We start from the raw sequence: 19,414 nt of genomic DNA, 5'->3' as shown, positions 1-19,414 counted from the left end.
GCTGCACAAACTGTGAAACCGGAACACTCCTTTCTTGATGAATAATGATTTGCAGTTCATCCGAAACGTTTAAGGAAGACTGCGCCTTCATTATAATTACAGTTGGAAGCGATTACAAGATGGAATTTTGGAAAATAAGAGATAAATTTTCTAGTTTCCACCATTCGATAACAAGCGATATAAATCGACATTGCTGACCGCCAATATTCGGCAATGTGCGCACATCATAACAAAAAGCGTCCACAAGTGGACGCTCCTTCGGTTTACTTTGCTCAGCTAGGCTTTCGGAGACTGACCTGCTTCAAGGAGGCGCCGCTTGGCTTCCCCGTAAACATCAGCTGAAAGTACGCCTTTCTGGGCAATCTTTATGTTTTCCAGCAAATGCTCCGGACTCTTGGTCCCGACAATCGTTGTCGTCAAGTCAGGGTGACTTAAAGTAAACCGCAGCAGGAATGCTGTGCGGCTTTCGCCTTCCTCCAACAATTCATCGAGCTTGGCCGTTTCCCAGGCAGCCCATCGATCGCCGCTACCTAAGCCTACTCCCGGCTCACCGCGTCCAACGCCGCCGCGGATGATGGTACCTGCACCTGAATGGGCTGCTGCCGTAATCACATTTTCGTGATCACGCTCTAGTGCAGAGTAAGGGATTTGGAAGCTGTCGAATACGCCGGTTTCGATATACTTCGTGATGTGGGGAAGCGTCGAAGAAATTCCGATCCACCGCACTTTGCCCGTGGCTTGAATTTCTTTCAGCACATCAATCAATTGTCCTTCATCGGTTTGTTCGATTGTCGGATTATGAAGCTGCATGAGGTCGATATAATCGGTCTTCATTCTTCGTAAGCTGACATCTAGATTGCGCAGAAGATTATCTCTTGTCCATACATGCGGCGTCTCATCATGATCGCCTGCATCAACAACCGTGCAGCCGCATTTGGTTGCTAAGAAATACTCGCTGCGCCGCTGGCTGATAAACCGGCCGATGTACTCTTCGCTTAAACCGTAATCGTAAGCCGTATCAATAAAATTGATCCCGGCATCCAGCACGGCATTCAAGATGTTCTCTGCCTCGGAATCCGTAACGGAACGCCCGCCCCAAATCCGAGGTCCCCTGATTTCCATTGCACCAAAACCTAGCGAAGTAACTTCCAGTCCAGTTCGTCCCAATTGTCTCTTTTGCATCCATTTTCACTCCAATTCTAATCATGTACAAATCGGATTTATGAGCCCAGGATTACGCCTTGATTGGTATTTTCTTTAACGAATGTCCCGAAGTTATATTTAGGATGATAGCCGAGTTCGGCTTTAGCTATGGACAAATCGGATGTCATAATTTGCTCAGGCAGATGAAGCTGATACTTCTCGATTATCGCCCTTGCGCCGGGATACACTTTCTCCAGCACCTGTACCGGAGAATCAGGATAAGCCAGGACATCCTCTTCCGTATATGCATCTTCTCTGACTAGATGATACGTACCGTAAGTTTGCTTACATTCAACCGCGAGGCAAACCGCATCGATGATGTCGCGGCGGTCGACGCCGCCATGCAGCAATCGTTCGCCATAATGTCGCAGATCGCGATAAGGTGTGAAATCCGTAGGTCGCAGGATGATAATCTCAAGGCCATGCCGGTCATGATAAAACTGACACAATTGCTCTCCCAATTTCTTGGTGTAGGCGTAGAAATCGTTTCCGAAAAACGACATGCTCGACAGCCACACCACACGGCGAACGTTGTTTCGGACAGCTGATTGGAACATTTCGAACGTCCCGGTGACATTCAAATCATAAAATTCCTTCTCGGAATTCGTTCCCATATGAATGCCGTGATAGGCCGGAGTATGAATGACTACATCTACACCCTCCATTGCCGAATCCAAGGACCCCTGCAACCGGACATCTGCTTGATAATAGGGTAACGAAGTTTCCAAGTCTCGCACATCGGATAACCTTACATTATGCTTCTGCGAAAGCTGCTCCGCTGCTCCAGAACCTACACTTCCTGACGCGCCTGTGATCAATACATTCAACTATTTCGCCTCCTTTATGGCCCGTTACTAAGAATATAAACAACAATACTAAAAATGAATAGTACGCACTTTAATTTCACTAGGTTACCTTTGGGTTAGTACTACTATAGAAAAAAGCCCACGAAAGTAATTCGTGGACTTGAAGTACAGCCTATCCAAAAAGATTGGACAGATCATCTGCGTATAAAATAACTACTCCAGCGGCGATCAATAAGTTTAATAGCGCCGGGAACAATTTTGCGAACGGATGCTTCACTCTGAAATGCGCGATCAGTGCAATGATCATCATAACGCCGACCAATATGCCTGCACATGCGGCATACCCCGCTGACCAGTAACCGATAATGAGCCCCACGCAGGCTGCAATTTGCACGATGCCCGTTATGACGCGGAACCACTGGGGAAGTCTCACAGAATCAAACAGTTCGACTTGATGCTTGGCTCCTGCAAGCTTGCTTCCACCAAAGAATGCCATGGAGAATAGCAGCCAGCTTTGAAGAATGATGGCTAGTATATGCATGTTGAATCCACTTCCTCTATTCATATTTTTAATCGGACACCAATCAGTGTCCTAATTCATAATATAACACCTTTAGGTGTCCTGTAAAGCATTAATTAGAATCAAGGCCGTTTAGAAAAAAGCGAAAAAAAAAAAACCCGCCATCATTGGCGAGCCTTTGTTTTCCGCTTAACCCTTATCAGGGTCCTGCCAGACATTGAATTTATTCCCGTCCGGATCTTTAAACTTAAATTGAAGGCCGCATCCGCCCAGATCAACGATCGGTTCTACATGCGCTCCGCTCTTTCGAAGGGACCCATGAAGCGTAATAATATCATCTGTCTCGAAGGTGAGAGAGAACATTTCATAATCGTCGCCTTCCCAATCATCCGTAACAAAATTCGCATTTTTATTGCTTTTGGACTCCAGCAGAAACAACCATTGACCATTGCCAAGGATAAGTATCCCGCCATCGTTCCTAGGTGTACGATTATCGCTAATATGCTTTAATCCAAGGTATTTCATATACCATGCTAATGCTTTCTTTAAATCAGAAACAGGTAAATAGTTATGGGATACTCGTTTCAGAAGCGGTTTAACCTCTTGCTCTTCGTTCTCCCGCAATGTCAGCAATTCCTCATTCATGCTCATCATCCTCCATTTTATTTTTCATTAAATAGACGAACGACGATTCGAAATTCCGTCATTCCAATTAAAACTATTTGGATTGATAAATACCAAAGCGGTTGTGATCCAAGTCTTGGAAGAAAAAGTGCTGCCCCGTCATCACAGTTTCCAGGTCATCTACAAGGATACCGCTATTCTTAAGTCTTTCATACACTTCCTTAATATGATCGACTTCAAAAGACAATACAGGCATGGATAAGACATCGTTAGAATCAGCGCCTGAAGGTTTAGCCTGTAATAAATATAGAATTTGTCCGGATGGCAGGATCAGTTCCCCATTCCGATCCGAAGATAATCCAAAGTGTTCAACAAACCATGCCGATGCCCGAGTTTTGTCCGATACAGGTATGTAAAAATGGCCCGCCCTTTTTATGACACGAGCGGTTACTTTCGACTTCATGGCTTGAGCCGGATATTGATTTCTTACTCCATCGAAATAAACATCCATCAGTTCCTGCTTCAACAGCTTCCGCGTTCTTCGATGGCAGCTTTCAACTGCACTGATCGACATATTAAGAAACTGGCCAATACTCTCCATAGAGAAACCGCTTATATGAAATAAAACCATAATAATCCGATTACGCTCATCCAGACCATTTAACGCTTTCCACACTTCCGTTTGGATCTCCCTTTTCTCCACAATCTCTTCGAATGAAGGTGGAAGGTCTAATCCTGCAGTACCTTCTACTACATGTTGAGCTTTTTGCGCTTTTCTCTTCACATCCACGCTTTGCCGATAAGCAATGGCATACAGCCAACTCCCCACCTTTGCGGCGTCTTTTAACGTATGCAGATTGAAGTAAGCCTTAACAAACGATTCTTGAACAATATCTTGGGCCATATGAAAATCACCGATGACTCCATAAGCAACGGAACAAAGCGCATTGGAATATTTCTCAACCAATATAGCAAAAGCCTGGACATCCCCATCAATAGTGGCCGCGACAAGTTCTTCATCGTTTACGATATAAATCCCTCCTGGCTCACCGACATGATCGTAGTTCTATTAACAATAACAAAAAAACGGCATTTCTGCCGTTTTCGAATCATCATTACGCTCCGTTACAGCACCTGCGCAATCTCCCACAAATGCCCGTCCGGATCTGCAAAACATGCCGTCCGCCGTCCCCAAGGGCGCGTTATCGGTCCGTTCAATAGCTTAACGCCCCGTGCCATCAGTTCATCGCATACCGCGTCAACATCCGATACTTGGATTGTAAACTGAAACCGCGCACCGTCTCCGCCATGCCCAACCTGCGCCGGCTCGATCAACTCATGGGCACTCGATTGCTCTAGCAGATTGATGCATGTATTGCCATAATCGAACACCACGCAATTATCATCTTCATATAGGATCGCGAGATCAAACGTCTCCCGGTAGAATGCCTTCGACCGATGCAAATCTTCCACAAACAATGTGATTTCGGTAATTTTCTTCGACCAATCCGCAGTCCCCATTCGCATTCGACCCCATTTGCAATTATTTTGCAATTCTATTTGGATCATACGAATTGCCCGTTCCATTGTCAATGACAAGCTTAACCTTTTACCGCGCCGTTAGATTTTTGGAGTCACATCGTCCGAAATTGGCCTGCCTAGGTTACTAGGCCTTTCTTCGTTATGCAACTATTCCCTTCTATTAATACAAAGACTCCGATTGTTCACAATTTTTGGCCCTTTAGTCGGAACTTCACCGAATCTTAGTCACACATACAATCCTATTGCCTTATAGACTTTCAACTTTATACAAATTTATCCTCAAATAATAGAAATGTAGCCCTACCCAGAATTTACTAATAATCCTATGCTTGAGTAGTACATAAATCATATTGGGAGGTTCCACGATCATGAAGAAACGTCTTCTAGTCTCATCCCTTAGCTTGGTCCTTGGGGCGACAACTGTCTTAAGTACGGCTGGTGCAGCAGCAAAAACCGACACCATCGTAATCAGACATACGCAATTAGGCGAGGCGAAACAACAACGTTTCAATATCCTAAAAGATGTCTTGAGTAGGGTTTCAAAAGAAGTGCCAGGCGTCAAATACAAACTAGACGGCGTAGATTCGGACGTAAACCGCAAGGAGAAATTACGCTCTGAAATGGTAGTCAACAAAGCTCCTGCGATCTTCGATCTATTCGGTGGAGCCGATACTCAGTTGTATGTTGAAGCAAATAGACTTCTTGATCTTACGCCGATTCTGAAAGAGCTTGGCTTGTCGAATAAGTTCATTTCGTTGGACGAATTTAAAGTGAACGGAAAAGTGTACGGCTTGCCTATCGGCGGCTACCAAGAAGGTTACTTCTATAATAAGGAATACTTTAAAGCCCATGGTTTGAAAGTTCCGAAAACATTGGCCGAGCTTGAGAAATTAGCGGATACGATCAAAAAAGACGGGAAAACGCCTTTTGCTCAAGCTTCCAAAGCCGCATGGGTACCGTTAATGACAGCTAATACGTTGTGGTCCCGTTATGCAGGTCCGGATATTACGAATGGCTTCACAACCGGTAAAACCAAATGGAATAGCGCTCCAATGGTAGCCGCTTTCACAAAGTACCAAGATTGGGTGAAAAAAGGCTACTTTAAACAAGGCGAGCTCGGTTTGGATTATGCCGAACAGCGCAACCAACTCGTTCGCGGTGAAGCGATCATGATGTATGACGGATCATGGGCTTCCAGCGTATTCGCGGATCCTAAACAAGCCGGGGATTTAACGAACAAAGTCGGTTACTTCCCAGTGCCTTCGGTTGCTGGCGGCAAAGGCAGCCAAACTGCAGTAAACGGCGGTTTCTCCAACGGTTACGGGTTCTCGGCAAAAGTGAAAAATGACAAAAAACAATATGCGTTTGTTAAATCGTTCATTAAGAACATGTACAATGACGAAATGCAAATTCGCGGACTGGAAGCAGACGGCGTCTTGCCTTCCATGAAAGTAAACAGCACCAAATTGGCTAACGCCAAAGCTTCTAATCTTGTGAAAGAAATCATTGAAGTGGGGAACAAAGCAAGCGGCGCTTTCCCGGCATTCGATTCACTGGTACAACCGGATGTAAATACCGCGATTAGCGAAGGCATTCAAAAACTAATTGGCTTGAAAATTACGCCTAAGGCCATGCTGGACGCAGTTCAAAAAGCGCAGAATGCCGCAAACAACGACGATTTCTAATTGATAATTGAGAAGAGTACCACCCGCCTCAGAGTGGGTGGTACTTTTTTATAAGAACGATTCACACAGCCAATGTCTGATTATCGCGGAGGAACCGATGAATAAAACATTAAGAAATCCATGGACGTATGTCCTGTTTTTACTGCCTCTCCTTATCCTCTATCTCATGTTTTTCATCTATCCGATGATTTCCGCCTTCACCACAGGCTTTATGAAGTGGAACGGTCTTACCGAAGCCAAGTTTAACGGTTTGACAAACTTTAAGCATGCTTTTGCGGACGTTTTATTTTGGGACTCCGTTTTAAATAACGGTAAATTCATTCTGTTCTCGGTATTCGTGCAAGTTCCGGTCATTATCTTCTTCTCACTCTTAATCAGCAACGTAAAGAAACTAAAGGGTTTATATAAAACGGCTGTATTCGTCCCATCCGTCATGTCAACTGCGGTAATCGGCATCTTGTGGAGTTTCATCTACGAACCGGACATCGGCTTGTTCAATCAAGTTTTGACTAAATTGGGATTACAACCTGTCATGTGGTTATCCGACACCAGCTGGGCCATGTTTTCGATCTTGATAACCAATGCGTGGCAGTGGACGGGATTCTATGTCGTGATGGTGCTTGCTGCCATATTGTCCATCCCTAGAGAAATAGATGAAGCTGCGATCGTCGATGGGGCTAGCGCTTTTACACGCGCAACCCGCATTACGGTGCCGCTTATTATGCCGATCATTTCCGTTGTCATTATGCTTTCCATCTCCGGTGCCATGAAAGCGGCCGATATTATCATCGTTATGACAGATGGCGGCCCGGGCGGCGTAACGGATGTAATGGCAACCTATTTAATTAAATACGGGATTACGAATGCGAAATATGGGTACGGCAACTCCATTGGGGTGTTGATTTTCATTTTCTCTCTCATTCTTACAGCATTGTACCAATTTGTAATTGCCAGAAGAGTCGAAAGGGTCGAATACTAATGACGATGACACTAAGATCCGTAAAAAGAAGCATCCCCCATATTATTCTATTAGGTTATTTAGTCGTGACTCTATACCCGTTTCTGTTCGTCCTCTTCTCGTCCATTAAGTCGGATAATCAGGCGATTGCAAGCAATCCATTCGGCTTCCCCTCAACGTTTCATTTTGAAAATTATTATGAAGCTTGGGTGAATGCGAAAATCAGCGTTTACTTTTTCAATAGTTTGTATATCGCAACGCTATGTTCGATCGCGACGATTATTTTCTCGGCCATGGGCGCATTTGCAATTACGCGGATGCGATATTCGAAAATGAGCAAAGGGGTGTACCAATTCGTACTCATCGGCCTACTCATTCCGAGCGGCGCCTTACTTCTGCCGATTTTCATCTTATTGAATAAGTTAGTGATATTTGGTCAACCCATCTTGGGAACCCATATGGCACTAATCCTTCCTTACACCGCCGGGGCAATCCCATTTACGGTTATCATTTTGTCGGCGTTTATGCGCTCTATTCCTAGTGAAATCGAAGAAGCCTCCGTCATGGATGGTTTGAGTGCCAAGGGAATTTTCGCTAAAATCATTTTACCGATTACAATCCCGGCATTGGTAACCGTATTTATCATAAACTTCATCGGAAACTGGAACGAGTTTCTAATGGCGAATTTCTTCATCTCCACAGATGAATTGCGCACGCTCCCAGTCGGGATGGTCGGTTTCCGCGATATCTATAACACGAATTATGCTCAAATGTCAGCGGGAATCGTATACAGCATCGTGCCGGTCATGATTATTTATGCCGTCCTGCAAAAACAAATTATTGAAGGTTTAACCGCTGGTGGTGTTAAAGGCTGATTAGTCCGGCGTCTGCGGACCGTCTCCCCTAAAGGGCGGACGTCCGCAGATGCCTTTTCTTTTGTCTGATAGGGAAAAAATCGAATTCAATAGTTTTTTGGCAACAAAAAAAGAGCGAATGACTCGCTCCTTTTATAATCACTATATATTATTTTTCATTTTGCAATGCTTATGTTCATGCAAATTCATTGCTCCACGGTGCTTCGAATGGTAGGAGCATCCATGCTTGCATATGTAGATCGACGGCTCTGGTACCGGTTCTGGATTAGGTGGCTCATACGTCCAAAGGGGATGTGTGCGTTTGCGGTTGTAGTAGTGCTGCATTCTTTCCTCGTGCCTTTGTATATCTAACCATCCTCTGTCCACCACGAAATATACAATGGGCTCCACTCCTATGCTTTTTTTGGCAACCTCCAGACACTTGGGGTTAAATGCACTGACGTGAATTAAATAATCTTTTATACGCATGCCTTTGTTGAACCTGGCCGTGTTTGCGTAAAAACGGTAGGTAAGTGTCGTGATGGGCGTTTCCGGATGCCAGTCATTGAAAATCATGAATCCGCCTTTTTGACGTCTGCTTAGTATGTACTTCCGGGGTAGCGCGCCTTTGAGATTAAACGGCAGTGTTGCCTTGAGAGCTACTCCGTCTGTGTTTCCCGGATATTCAACTTCAATCTTCAGAGAATCAATTTCAAATAATTCCCCTGCCCAATCCCATTTTTTAATAAATTCCACCTTGGTCGGTATCACGTTACGCTGATAAAACTCACCGACATCGGTAAACCCACAAAAGGTTTGCTTGGAACCTATCCTTATCTGTGTAGCAATCTTTCTCAGATCTAAATCATTTTCCAAACACGTTCCTCCTTTGACGTTGGTATTTAAGCCACAGAACCTATTCTATTAAACTTTTTAAAAATAGTATGTCGAGATATCGTGCGGAAATGGTTGTTCTTTTGTCGCTTAACATTTCACAAAATAAAAAACGCAACCTATAATAGGTTGCGTTGAAGTTTATTATTTGGTGGAGCCTAGGGGGATCGAACCCCTGACCTCATCGCTGCCAGCGATGCGCTCTCCCAGCTGAGCTAAGGCCCCTCGTCAATGTTGCTCGATAACGTTACTACAATAGGCAGTATAGCATGGAATTTATGAGATAATCAAGTGATTAACTAGTTTAAATATACCTTTTAGTCGTTACTTGTGGCTTCTAATGTACACTTCTATCGCTTCTGCTTTAGAACCGTCCGTATCCTCTGCGTAGCCCCAGGCCTCGTCCGCAGCGCCATTGTGCTCGATGTTAAGGTCGTGGCTTACACGGTGGGCATATAACAGGGCAGCTATGTCTTTGTCCCGCATGCCGATGCTTATCAAGCTTTGCACGTTGCCCAAATCGCTTTTTAGATCGTCGCTAATCGGGTCGTTCCTTAGCGTGCGCAGCTGCGAGAGCTTTACAACCAAGGCCTGCAGGTCTTCGCGGTTAGCGGAGAAGTCAAACTCCTTATCCTTGCCATACCCCAATAATGAAAACAGTACCTCGTGTACTTCCGTTATCGTGTCGTTTACGGTTGTTTTGTAAAGAGCTCGCTTAACGGCGGGTATCGCGCTTTGCGTATCAATAGGTTGCTCGCCCTTTGCGTTAAATGGTCCGCCGTAAAACGTGTGTTGGTCGGTATCCGCGCTATTCCCTGTCTTAAATACTCTGCCGTAATCAACGACCCTGCTGTAATCAACACCGTACACGGCAGAACTTATAAAAACAGTAATGCTAACCAATACGGCAGATATCACGATAAGCTCAATGATTTGACTCATTTTAAGTTTCTTCATTTATAGTCTTCCCCCAAATCATACTCAACTGTAATTATTATCCTATTTAGCCGTACTATTTGTAAATCGCTATTACAAAAAACGCCCACCCACAGAGGGTGAAGCGCTTGTAACATTCTTTTCAATTGGATAGACGAATTATAGACGAAAACGATCGAATAAGTGAAAATAAGAAGCTCCGGTCACCCGAAACTTCTTTTAACTACTTATTACTTTCCGTAATGATATACGCTACCAGCTCATCCAGCGGAACAGTCGCTAGACCAATCGCGGTATCTGTGCAGCCATAATAGATATAGAGCAGACCATCCTTCACTACATTTGCAGTTGGGAATACGACATTCGGGATAAACAGACCGAATTTCTCGTAATACTCTTCCGGTTCCATAATAAAGCCCGGTGCGCGAGCGACCACTTTCTCCGGATGCTCCACATCAAGCAGCATAGCGCCGACACGGTAAATATGGTCCGGATCTACGCCATGATAGAGCGTCAGCCAGCCTTTATCGGTTTTAATCGGCGGTGTGGAACCTCCGATTTTCTTGAACTCCCATTCCTGCTCCGCTTGCGCAATCAAGATCGGATCTTCCCAGTGGATCATATCCTCGGAATAGGAAATCCACATGGCGGGTTTCTCTGTGCCATACTCTTCGCCGATGTACTCTTCAGGGCGACGAAGGAGCGCGTATTTACCGCCGATTTTCTCAGGGAACAAAATATTATCGCGATCATTGATTTCAAGCGGCGTTGTATCGCATAGGAACTCCCAGTTAATCAGGTCCTTCGAGGTTGCAATGGACGAACGAGTCAGCCAATCCTCCGGCTTGCCCCAGCCGTTCGGGTAATCAGGCTTCGAGTTGTTTGGAAGACCTACACCTGTAGGATAATAGCTCATCGAGCATGGACGAAGCGCATAATTCATATAGTACGTGTCGTCAAACTTCACGACGCGCGGATCTTGAATACTGCCATACGGGAAGCCGAACTGCTCCGGGTGAATAACCGGCGTTTCCTGCACGTGTCGGAAGTTGATGCCATCATCGCTTTCGAGTAAACCTAAGAAACATTGAAACGGGTCCAGACTGCCCGCCGTCCGCTCAATCATATAGAATTTATCGCCTTCGATAATAACAGCCGGGTTAAATACCGTCGCTTTGCGCCAGTCGTACAGACCGGGCGTGACGATCGGGTTTGCTGCGCAGCGCGTAATCTTCATCCTCGATCAACCTCTTTCATGATGAGCTGAATGCGGATAGCTTCTTCCACCTACCGCAAATGTCACCCCACTATATCACGCCGAACCCACCGTGTGAACCGATTTCGGGCAAGTTCAAACCAAAACAAACCCTATTCAAACATTTTTCCCCCTGTCACGTGCCCGAACGATCATAGCTGACTACTTTCACAATCAAAATCAGCTATAAAAAAGACACTGCAGCGATTTTCACCCGCAATGCCACGCTCACTGAACGCGATAGTGTTCTATAATTTCCTGAATCGTCATCCCGTCCCGCTCCTTGCATAAGACAATTTCCTCAAGCCGCTGCAGCGACGGCTTCCTCGGGTATCGTCTAACAAGGCCAACATCCAACTGCTCGAACGGCAGCAAGCCGATTTCCGCATAATATTTCAGCGTACTGTAACGCATACCGGACAGCTGGACAAGCTCGCTGATCGTGACGAGTTCGGATGCCATAATTTTCTCTAAGCTTCTGCGTCTGGACATGGCAATCTCCTCACGTCACGGCAGCGGCAATTGCGCCGGTGGATGAAGAAGCTTCCATCTCTTCGATTGCTCTGCGGATCATCTTGATGTTTTTCCATTCCTCGCGCTGCGTTTCATGCAGCTCAGCGAGCTTTCTCTTTAGCTCAGCTTGCTCATAACTTGAGAAATAATACTTGAGCTGCTTCGAGGTCTCCAGCAACAAAGCCAGCACCGCTGTTTCTTTGGTAACGGGACCAGGCTCCAGTAATTCCGCTCGCAAGCGCTGAATCACACGATCCTTATGCTCAGCTGTAGTGACATATTGATGATAAGGGAAAATGTAAAGGAACTTCCGTTTCTCGATTGCAAGCGCCCCTTCGTCAAACAGCGATTTCGTCAATGACCCAAACATCGTTTGGCGTGGTTTGAACCACGTGTAGAAGTACCCAATCCAGCCCTTCATCTTCTTAGGCCTGCGGGCATTCGATATTCCATCCTCCAGCGGGATGAAGTTAGGATTGAAACGTGCTCCGCCGCTATCCACTAAGCGAAGATACCCTTTAGCGTCCACGAGCAGCCGCTCTTCCAGCATCAGCTCAATAAGGGCTGCACCTATCACATAGACCTCCAAATAGCTGCGTTTAAATGAATAATGCCGATGTGCCGGGAGGGTTGAGGAAACGATCGCAAATTGCTCAACAAGTCCATAGTCATGATTCATGGGAATCGCCTCCTCAAAGTTTACTTACTACTTATTACTTACCACTTACCACTTACCACTTACCACTTACCACTTACTATATAAAATATACCACATGAACCATAACGCCGAATATCCCCCTCTCCCTGTTGGACATAACAAAATACAAAAAAACCTGCAAACCACGACGATCGCGGCTGCAGGTTACTAATGCTCGTCCCATAACAACTTAACTCAAAGGATGCTTGTTCAACAAGCTGTTCAATTCCTTCATAAACATGTCGATATCCTTGAACTGGCGATATACCGACGCAAATCGGACATAAGCCACTTCATCGACCGGATACAACTGCGACATGACGAGCTCGCCAATTTCACGACTCTCCACCTCAGCTTGTGCCGTCGTACGAAGTTCTTTCTCCGCTTCGGATACGATAATTTCCAGCTGATCCACGGATACGGGACGTTTCTCGCATGCACGGATAAGACCACGCAATATTTTGTCGCGGCTAAACTCTTCCCGACTACCGTCTTTCTTGATGACGATCAATGGCGTTTCTTCCACCATCTCAAAGGTCGTGAACCGCCGCGTGCATTTCTCACATTCACGGCGACGGCGTATCGATTTATTTTCGTTAGCGGGTCTGGAATCGAGCACTTTCGTCCCAGCATAATCGCAATACGGACATTTCATCGTCTAAAGCTCCTCCGTCTACATCCATAGTGAATACGAAATAGCACGCTATTTATCGTTTCCCAATCGTTACCTGTAATGAAAAAAGATCTAACGCACATAATACAGTTACCAACCGCAAGGAGGTGAACGACAATGGCCAACAACGGTAGCAGTCAACTGGTTGTACCACAGGCAGGCGCTGCATTAGACCAAATGAAATATGAGGTCGCACAGGAATTGGGTATCTCCCTTCCATCCGATGGATACTACGGTAACATCACAACGAAGGATGCCGGTTCTATCGGGGGTAGCATTACCCGTAAACTCGTGCAAATCGCCGAACAATCTCTTGCAGGTCGATAATCGAAGATTCTAATCTCCAAGCTTTGGCTGGTTGCCTGTGGGCAGCCGGCCAAAGTTATTTTTAGCTTTCCAACAAATTCGGATAAAGGGTCTTGTACTTATTATAATAATAAATGACCCGCTGTATATAGTGTCTTGTTTCTCCGAAAGGCACCTGATCCACGGTCTCCAGCCTGCCATCCCAAGTACCGTCGGCAAGCCATCGGCTTACATTGCCAGGCCCTGCATTGTATGCAGCGATCACAGTATACATATTGCCATCGAACTGCTGATTTAATGCATTCAGGTACCAAGCCCCGATTTCAATGCTCACATCTGCTCGATTCGAAATCGCTTCCGTCGAAATCTTCCCAAAGCCGCCTTTCTGAATAATCCAGTTTGCAGTGTCCGGCATCAGCTGCATCACGCCAATAGCGCCTTTACGCGATACAACACCGGTCTTATAATTGGTTTCTACTCTTATGATGGCGGCCACGAGATGTGGTTCAAGCTTATAATTATCCGCACTGATTACGATATCCTCTCGGAAGTGGACCGGATACATCCAGTGGCTCATCCACTCCGACCGAACGAATAGCAGTACGACAAAAGCTAATGTAATAATGAGAATGACTCTTCTTCGAAGTTTTTTCATCGTCATAGCTGCAATCCCTGCCCACGCCAAAACTGTTCCACCTGCTGTGCGGTTTCGGCAATTGTTCCCCTGTTGTCAATGACGAAATCCGCCAGACGCCGTTTCTCTTCGATATCCATTTGCAGCGCTGTACGTTCCTCAGCCTGCTCCCGCGTCAGCGAATTCCGCTGCATCAGCCGCTCGATCTGAATTTCCTTCGGTACATAAACGACCATAACAGCTTCATACAAAGCTGCTTGTCCGGTTTCATACAATAAAGGAATATCCGCTACGATCAATTGATTCGGGTCTTCCGCCGCATAGACGTTAATTCGCTCCCACATTCGCTCTCGAATCGCAGGGTGCAGAATGCCTTCCAGCTTCGTCAATCGCTCGCGATCGCCGAATACCAGCTTCCCCACCTCAGCCCGATTCATCGAGCCGTCTTCATGCAAGACAGCTTGTCCGAATTCAGCAACGATCGCTGCCAGCGCCGGCTCGCCGGGGAGTACGACCTCCCGGGCGACCTGGTCGGCATCGATCAGCTTGGCGCCATGCGACACAAGCATGGCGCTGACGGTGCTCTTACCACAAGCGATGCCGCCGGTTAATCCCAGTATCAATACGTTCACCTCAAATTCTGTCCTACACCTACATTAAACGCATAACGCCCATTACAATCAGCATAATACCAGGCAGCACCGACAAAGCACGCATACCGCGCCAGGCTGCGAACCGGAATCCTAGCCGCATGCCCGCAAGCAGAAACATCCCGCTTGCCCCGGAAATGACTACTGCAGTCAACAGCGGATTGAAACCAACCATCGCCGCGCCCAGTCCCGCTCCGAAGCTGTCGAGCGACAGCGCGAATCCAAGCAGCACGGCCTCTGATGCAGAAATGATACCGGATCGGTCCACGTCGGCCATTTGCGGCGTACGTAAGATCTGAATGACAATACCCAGTCGTTTCAGTTCGAGAATGACAATCGTGGATGCCGCCATCCGAATATTGCCCGCCGCCATGACAGCGCCGGTCCCATCATTACCACCGCTCTCGGCGGAGGTAGAGGCGGATCCGGAGGCAGATGAAGCAGAGGCTTCATCCGATTCCCCCGAGTCCCCTTCGGATCTACGCTTCCAATACTGGATGAGCGCCCAAACGCCAATCAACATCAGCAGGACCGCACCGATCCATTTCGCCACATCCGGCGACATATAACCGGTAAGCAGCGAACCAATTTGCATGGACAGCCAAACGACCAACCCGGAGCAAAAAGCGATAATTACGATCGACGCGACAGGAATTCGGATGCGCCGAAGGCCGTACGTAACGCCAACGCCGAAACCATCCAAGCTAACGGCAAAAGCAAGCAGCAGCAATGATGCAGCATGAATGAGCAACTTGATGTCCCTCCCATGATGACGATAGCGCAGGATCTGTGCACTCGCCTAGAAAACATGAATGGTACATCATATGCACGCTGCCCACAGTCGTTCCTTATTTAGACGTTGGCTTGGCTGCCTTACTGTTACCCCGTTTCTTCGTAAGCGGCTGGCATTTGAGACAAATATGTGTGCCCCGGCCGCCAACAACGGTCTTCTCTATGCTTGCACCGCATTTGCGGCAAGGCTCGTTCTTGCGGCCATATATGAGCAGCTCATGCTGGAACATCCCCATTTCGCCTTGGCCGTTTACATAGGACTTAATCGACGATCCGCCCGCGTCTACTGCGCGCGAAAGCGTTGCGCGAATCGCTTCATGAAGCTTCGTCCACTCCGCAGGCTTTATGGAATCCGCTGTCCGCTCGGGATGAATGCCAGCCGTGAATAGCGCCTCGTCCACGTAGATATTGCCAAGTCCAACGATATATTCCTGATTCAGCAGGAGCGGCTTGATCTTCGTCGTCCGATGAGCGACTTCCTTCTTAAAGGCTTGCAATGTAAATGCTTCGTTTAGCGGCTCGATCCCCAGTTTGTTCAGCGGGGGAAGGACTAAGTCCTCGCCTGGAGCAAACAGATGCATCGTACCGAATTGGCGTACATCTTTATAGCGCAGCTCCGTACCATCTTCGAAATGAAAACGAACATGGGTGTGAAGCTCCACCGGGTCATCGGCTTCGTAGACGCCATAACGGCCTTCCATGCGAAGATGCGAGACCAACACAAGGCCATCTAGCAGAATACGCAGAAATTTACCTCGGCGCTCCACGGACTCAATGGTATGACCCGCAAGTGCAGCAGCAAAAATCTCCGGCTCATGCGGTCGTTGTATAATACGCGGAAGCGACACGGTTACCCGCTCGATCCGTTTTCCCCTAATTAACTCATTCAGCGTGCGCCGAACGGTTTCAACCTCCGGTAATTCCGGCATTGCATAATTCCCTCCCAAGCCATGGTTCAGACCTCATTATACCTCAGCAAAGCCAAATCTCCTAGCCGTCTTCCCGACTTGTAAGCCTTCTATTCATGAAACCACATTTCCATGCAAAAAGAAGCCTTCCACGCTGAAATTTACAGCGAATAGAAGGCCTCAAAGTGTACGTTCAAGCGCATCATCTGGATCTTCTTATCTACAATCCTCGCACCGAAAACTGCTTATAGTGAGTATGACTTCCATGCAGCGTCGAGAAGCCGACTTGACCGGTCAAGTAAGGTTGGTCCGCATCCTCAAATTGGAGCACTTGCCGGCCATCGATGGAGATGCTGAAGCGGTTCTCTTGGGCTGCGACCTTAATCGTATAATCTTGGCTATGAGACCATTCATATTCTCCTGCTGCCAGCACTGAATATCCATTCGCATTCTTATAGAGCTTCACTTGGTTGCCTGGAGCCAGCCCGACAGCATAGGATCGAATTCCGCCTTGTACGCGGAACTGCATATTATGATAGCCGCCGGCTTGAGGCGTAATCACGGCTTCATATTCGTAATCCTGCCACTTCAAATCACCGGTGTAACATTCCGCCGGCTCGCCGCTATAGCTTCCGGACAGCTCTCCGTTCTCCAGCGCCCACAAACCGCGCAAGTAGGTGAACTGGCTCACTTCCTGATGCAAGCCATGCCACCGTTCCGTCCGCTCATGCTTGAAATCAATCGAGTAGTTCGGCTCACCGGAGAAATCCATGTGATCTACATAAGCAATCAAATTCTCGTGCCAGCCTTCCAGGGGCAGCAGCTCAATGCCCGCTTCCTCCAAGCAGACATTCGCCATCGCTGGCAGCTCATACGTAAGCCGCGTCCATTCCCCTTTCGTCAGGAGGACAGACTCTCCGTAGTGACGAACGTTAGCATGACCGTCTTTCACATAAAGCCGTGCTTGGATCGGAGCGCCGATATATTCGGGCACCATCAGGCTCGCTGTAATCGTTTGCCCCGGATAGATAAGCGGCGAGAAGCTGGGATCATATCGGCTATCGTTAAAATCATGCGGGCGATAATACGTCTGATAATAGGCTCGATAGCCATAGCCGCCCGTTGCCCTGTCGAACACGACCTTCAGCGATCGCGAGCCGCACGCCGCTACCTCGTCCGAATTCTGGACGAAGCTGGTGACATGCATGCCGCTGTCATCCGAATCCGTGCGGAATGCATGCGTCGATCCCGGTAGTTCGAAATGAAACTGAGGTGCTTCGCCATTCAGTATCGCTGACCATCTGGCCGGTACTTCACTGCCTGCGATTTTGTATCCAAAGCTCGCGATATAGGTTGCGCACCAAGGAATATTCAACATATTCAATGTGCCGATCACACTGGAGCAGCATAGGAAATCGTTGATCGGCTGACGCCACGAAACATCTATCCCCTCAAGGCCATTCAAGACACCCATAATCGTGCCGACATTAGCAACGTTGCAGTCTGTGTCCCAACCGCACATATTGCAAATATTAATAGCACGGGAGAAGTCGCCTTCGCCGTAAAGCAAAGAAAGTATAATAACGGATGCATTCGGAATGATATGACATTCGCCCGGGTAGAGGTGGTAGCCATAGCGCGACTCTACGAAACGGAACGCATCCCGCCATTGTTCCGGTTGTCCTGCGTGATATTCCATCACAGCTCGGGTCATTTGGGCATATTCACAATCAGCGGGGATGACGGAAAGTCCCGCTTCCAATATCTTGCGAATATCCTTATGAACGAAAGCAGCCGCGATACAAGCCGCAATAAACATGCCGCCGTATTTGCCGTTTCCATCATGGGAAACGCTTGTAATTTTCTCCGCATATTCGGCTGCGAGCGCCGGATTGCCAGGTGCGATCAAGCCCCATGTATCGATGAAAATCTGTCCGCCAATTTGCTCCGCTACTGCCGCGCCGTTCTGTGCGATAGATCCGGAACGAGGCGCCATAATCCCATTCTTTAAATTCTGATAAGCCGTATGCTCCGTCGATTTGCCGTAACCGCCCCACCAATAGAAACCATGACCGTCCGGCGCATAGTTGAGCCAGGTCAGTCCCATTTGCTCCGCGGTAATGTCGCTTGTATGCGTATAATCCTCAAGGGCGCGAAGGAAGAACATCGGCCCATTCGTATCGTCATCTGCGGCAAAGTTTCTGAATGAATGCAGATATCCGGTTATTTCGCCAAACGTACGGGCAATTCGTTCATATGTCCACTGCTCGATATTACCGCCATGCCGCACACCGATGACTTTACCGAGCCAGCCGGCATAAACGCGTTCCACATAATCCCCAGGAATAATAGTCATATTGGCCTCCTCGTCTACTCTTGCCTTCCTCACTAGCTTACCTCATGGAAGGAATGGCGAGAATAGCCAATTCTAGAAGACGATGCTGAAATTTCGATTAACCATTCACTATGCTTTCAATTGGGAAGTAGAGTGATAATTCTCCATGGTTGGCTTTGGGATTGTAATATTCATGAACGGCTCCGGCAAGTTTGTACGAATGAGTCGGCAGATACTCGGACATCATCCGATGGAACGTTTCTTTATACGTGTCTTGCGTACAGGCAACTACAGCATATGTAAATGCAGGTATGACCCATTTCGTCCATCCACTGGGGGCAATTGCATCATCGACAACTTCGCATCCTGCTAAATATATGCCTTCATCTTGCCACCGTTCAAAGCTCTCGCCAACATCACTCATGGCTCCCCAAATTCCAACGATATTGCCCTCACTGTCCAGCTTCGCGAGGCTGCTAATTTCATGGAAGTGACTATTGGCTTCTTGCCATAAAGGCGGTATCCATGCCGACCCTTCATTTGCAAGACCTTGTCCCAATTTACCAATCACCGAAAATGGTTGTTTCTCCCTGATTTCGACCATGTTTTCCCCCCCCAGTATTCGTAGA

At 47.3% G+C, this 19,414-nt stretch carries 22 protein-coding genes and 1 tRNA gene; 4 read left to right on the top strand and 19 right to left on the bottom strand.

The features are described from left to right. Positions 1–276: 276 nt before the first annotated feature. From AC50Y3_RS00360 to AC50Y3_RS00335, 6 genes are all read right to left on the bottom strand, one after another. A complete protein-coding gene (locus AC50Y3_RS00360; RefSeq protein ID WP_494816796.1) occupies positions 277–1,182 on the bottom strand; it encodes an aldo/keto reductase in 906 nt (301 codons plus the stop codon). A 38-nt stretch (positions 1,183–1,220) separates the two neighbouring features. Continuing rightward, positions 1,221–2,030, bottom strand: a complete 810-nt coding sequence (locus tag AC50Y3_RS00355; RefSeq protein WP_494816795.1) for an NAD-dependent epimerase/dehydratase family protein — start codon at positions 2,028–2,030, stop codon at positions 1,221–1,223. Positions 2,031–2,181: 151 nt separating this feature from the next. Then, positions 2,182–2,550, bottom strand: a complete 369-nt coding sequence (locus tag AC50Y3_RS00350; protein WP_494816794.1) for a DoxX family protein — start codon at positions 2,548–2,550, stop codon at positions 2,182–2,184. Between the two features lie 168 nt (positions 2,551–2,718). Beyond that, positions 2,719–3,174 carry a VOC family protein gene (locus AC50Y3_RS00345; RefSeq protein WP_494816793.1) on the bottom strand — a complete coding sequence of 152 codons (456 nt, stop codon included), beginning with the start codon at positions 3,172–3,174 and terminating at the stop codon, positions 2,719–2,721. A gap of 73 nt (positions 3,175–3,247) precedes the next feature. Further along, entirely contained in the window at positions 3,248–4,120 is an 873-nt protein-coding gene (locus tag AC50Y3_RS00340) for a sigma-70 family RNA polymerase sigma factor (protein WP_494816792.1), read from the bottom strand. A 158-nt stretch (positions 4,121–4,278) separates the two neighbouring features. Then, complete coding sequence (locus AC50Y3_RS00335) at positions 4,279–4,674, bottom strand: VOC family protein (protein WP_494816791.1); 396 nt, start codon at positions 4,672–4,674, stop codon at positions 4,279–4,281. Between the two features lie 389 nt (positions 4,675–5,063). Here AC50Y3_RS00335 and AC50Y3_RS00330 point away from each other — a divergent pair, with 389 nt between their 5' ends. The 3 genes from AC50Y3_RS00330 to AC50Y3_RS00320 all read left to right on the top strand — a co-directional run bounded on the left by AC50Y3_RS00330 (position 5,064) and on the right by AC50Y3_RS00320 (position 8,213). Further along, a complete protein-coding gene (locus AC50Y3_RS00330; protein WP_494816790.1) occupies positions 5,064–6,380 on the top strand; it encodes an extracellular solute-binding protein in 1,317 nt (438 codons plus the stop codon). 97 nt (positions 6,381–6,477) lie between these two features. Continuing rightward, entirely contained in the window at positions 6,478–7,359 is an 882-nt protein-coding gene (locus AC50Y3_RS00325; protein ID WP_494816789.1) for a carbohydrate ABC transporter permease, read from the top strand. Beyond that, positions 7,359–8,213: a carbohydrate ABC transporter permease gene (locus AC50Y3_RS00320; protein ID WP_494816788.1), complete on the top strand. Its 855-nt coding sequence runs from the start codon at positions 7,359–7,361 to the stop codon at positions 8,211–8,213. The genes AC50Y3_RS00325 and AC50Y3_RS00320 overlap by 1 nt, the downstream gene beginning before the upstream one ends. A gap of 141 nt (positions 8,214–8,354) precedes the next feature. On the opposite strand, the gene AC50Y3_RS00315 is transcribed toward AC50Y3_RS00320, so the two are convergent. The 7 genes from AC50Y3_RS00315 to nrdR all read right to left on the bottom strand — a co-directional run bounded on the left by AC50Y3_RS00315 (position 8,355) and on the right by nrdR (position 13,142). Continuing rightward, entirely contained in the window at positions 8,355–9,068 is a 714-nt protein-coding gene (locus tag AC50Y3_RS00315) for a hypothetical protein (protein WP_494816787.1), read from the bottom strand. A gap of 167 nt (positions 9,069–9,235) precedes the next feature. After that, positions 9,236–9,311: transfer RNA gene (locus tag AC50Y3_RS00310), tRNA-Ala, on the bottom strand. A gap of 99 nt (positions 9,312–9,410) precedes the next feature. Beyond that, positions 9,411–10,043 carry a hypothetical protein gene (locus tag AC50Y3_RS00305; protein WP_494816786.1) on the bottom strand — a complete coding sequence of 211 codons (633 nt, stop codon included), beginning with the start codon at positions 10,041–10,043 and terminating at the stop codon, positions 9,411–9,413. A gap of 202 nt (positions 10,044–10,245) precedes the next feature. Further along, the gene (locus AC50Y3_RS00300; RefSeq protein ID WP_494816785.1) at positions 10,246–11,259 is read right to left on the bottom strand and encodes a glycoside hydrolase family 130 protein; all 1,014 of its coding nucleotides are present in this window, start codon (positions 11,257–11,259) and stop codon (positions 10,246–10,248) included. A 246-nt stretch (positions 11,260–11,505) separates the two neighbouring features. After that, entirely contained in the window at positions 11,506–11,769 is a 264-nt protein-coding gene (locus AC50Y3_RS00295; protein WP_494816784.1) for a MerR family transcriptional regulator, read from the bottom strand. A gap of 10 nt (positions 11,770–11,779) precedes the next feature. Then, positions 11,780–12,469, bottom strand: a complete 690-nt coding sequence (locus AC50Y3_RS00290) for a GOLPH3/VPS74 family protein (protein ID WP_494816783.1) — start codon at positions 12,467–12,469, stop codon at positions 11,780–11,782. Between the two features lie 208 nt (positions 12,470–12,677). Then, positions 12,678–13,142 carry a transcriptional regulator NrdR gene (nrdR, locus tag AC50Y3_RS00285; protein ID WP_494816782.1) on the bottom strand — a complete coding sequence of 155 codons (465 nt, stop codon included), beginning with the start codon at positions 13,140–13,142 and terminating at the stop codon, positions 12,678–12,680. Between the two features lie 135 nt (positions 13,143–13,277). On the opposite strand from nrdR, the gene AC50Y3_RS00280 reads away from it, so the two are divergent. After that, positions 13,278–13,487, top strand: coding sequence for an alpha/beta-type small acid-soluble spore protein (locus AC50Y3_RS00280; protein ID WP_090981608.1), 210 nt, complete (start codon positions 13,278–13,280; stop codon positions 13,485–13,487). 61 nt (positions 13,488–13,548) lie between these two features. Here AC50Y3_RS00280 and AC50Y3_RS00275 read toward each other — a convergent pair whose 3' ends face one another. The 6 genes from AC50Y3_RS00275 to AC50Y3_RS00250 form a co-directional block, all read right to left on the bottom strand. Further along, a complete protein-coding gene (locus AC50Y3_RS00275; RefSeq protein ID WP_494816781.1) occupies positions 13,549–14,127 on the bottom strand; it encodes a lytic transglycosylase domain-containing protein in 579 nt (192 codons plus the stop codon). Then, on the bottom strand, positions 14,124–14,723 hold the full coding sequence (gene coaE, locus AC50Y3_RS00270; RefSeq protein WP_494817762.1) for a dephospho-CoA kinase: 600 nt from the start codon (positions 14,721–14,723) through the stop codon (positions 14,124–14,126). Before coaE ends, AC50Y3_RS00275 begins: the two co-directional genes overlap by 4 nt. A 28-nt stretch (positions 14,724–14,751) precedes the next feature. After that, positions 14,752–15,501, bottom strand: coding sequence for an MntP/YtaF family protein (locus AC50Y3_RS00265; protein WP_494816780.1), 750 nt, complete (start codon positions 15,499–15,501; stop codon positions 14,752–14,754). Between the two features lie 97 nt (positions 15,502–15,598). Next, entirely contained in the window at positions 15,599–16,471 is an 873-nt protein-coding gene (gene mutM, locus AC50Y3_RS00260) for a DNA-formamidopyrimidine glycosylase (RefSeq protein WP_494816779.1), read from the bottom strand. A 199-nt stretch (positions 16,472–16,670) separates the two neighbouring features. Then, positions 16,671–18,806 (bottom strand): ADP-ribosylglycohydrolase family protein, encoded by a 2,136-nt coding sequence (locus AC50Y3_RS00255; protein WP_494816778.1) that lies wholly within the window; start codon positions 18,804–18,806, stop codon positions 16,671–16,673. 97 nt (positions 18,807–18,903) lie between these two features. After that, positions 18,904–19,389 carry a GyrI-like domain-containing protein gene (locus AC50Y3_RS00250; RefSeq protein WP_494816777.1) on the bottom strand — a complete coding sequence of 162 codons (486 nt, stop codon included), beginning with the start codon at positions 19,387–19,389 and terminating at the stop codon, positions 18,904–18,906. Positions 19,390–19,414 lie beyond the last annotated feature (25 nt).

The sequence above is a fragment of the Paenibacillus sp. J22R98 genome, from assembly GCF_059383835.1.
The sequence above is the reverse complement of the archived record's forward strand: the minus strand, read 5'-3'. Positions and strand labels throughout refer to the sequence as shown.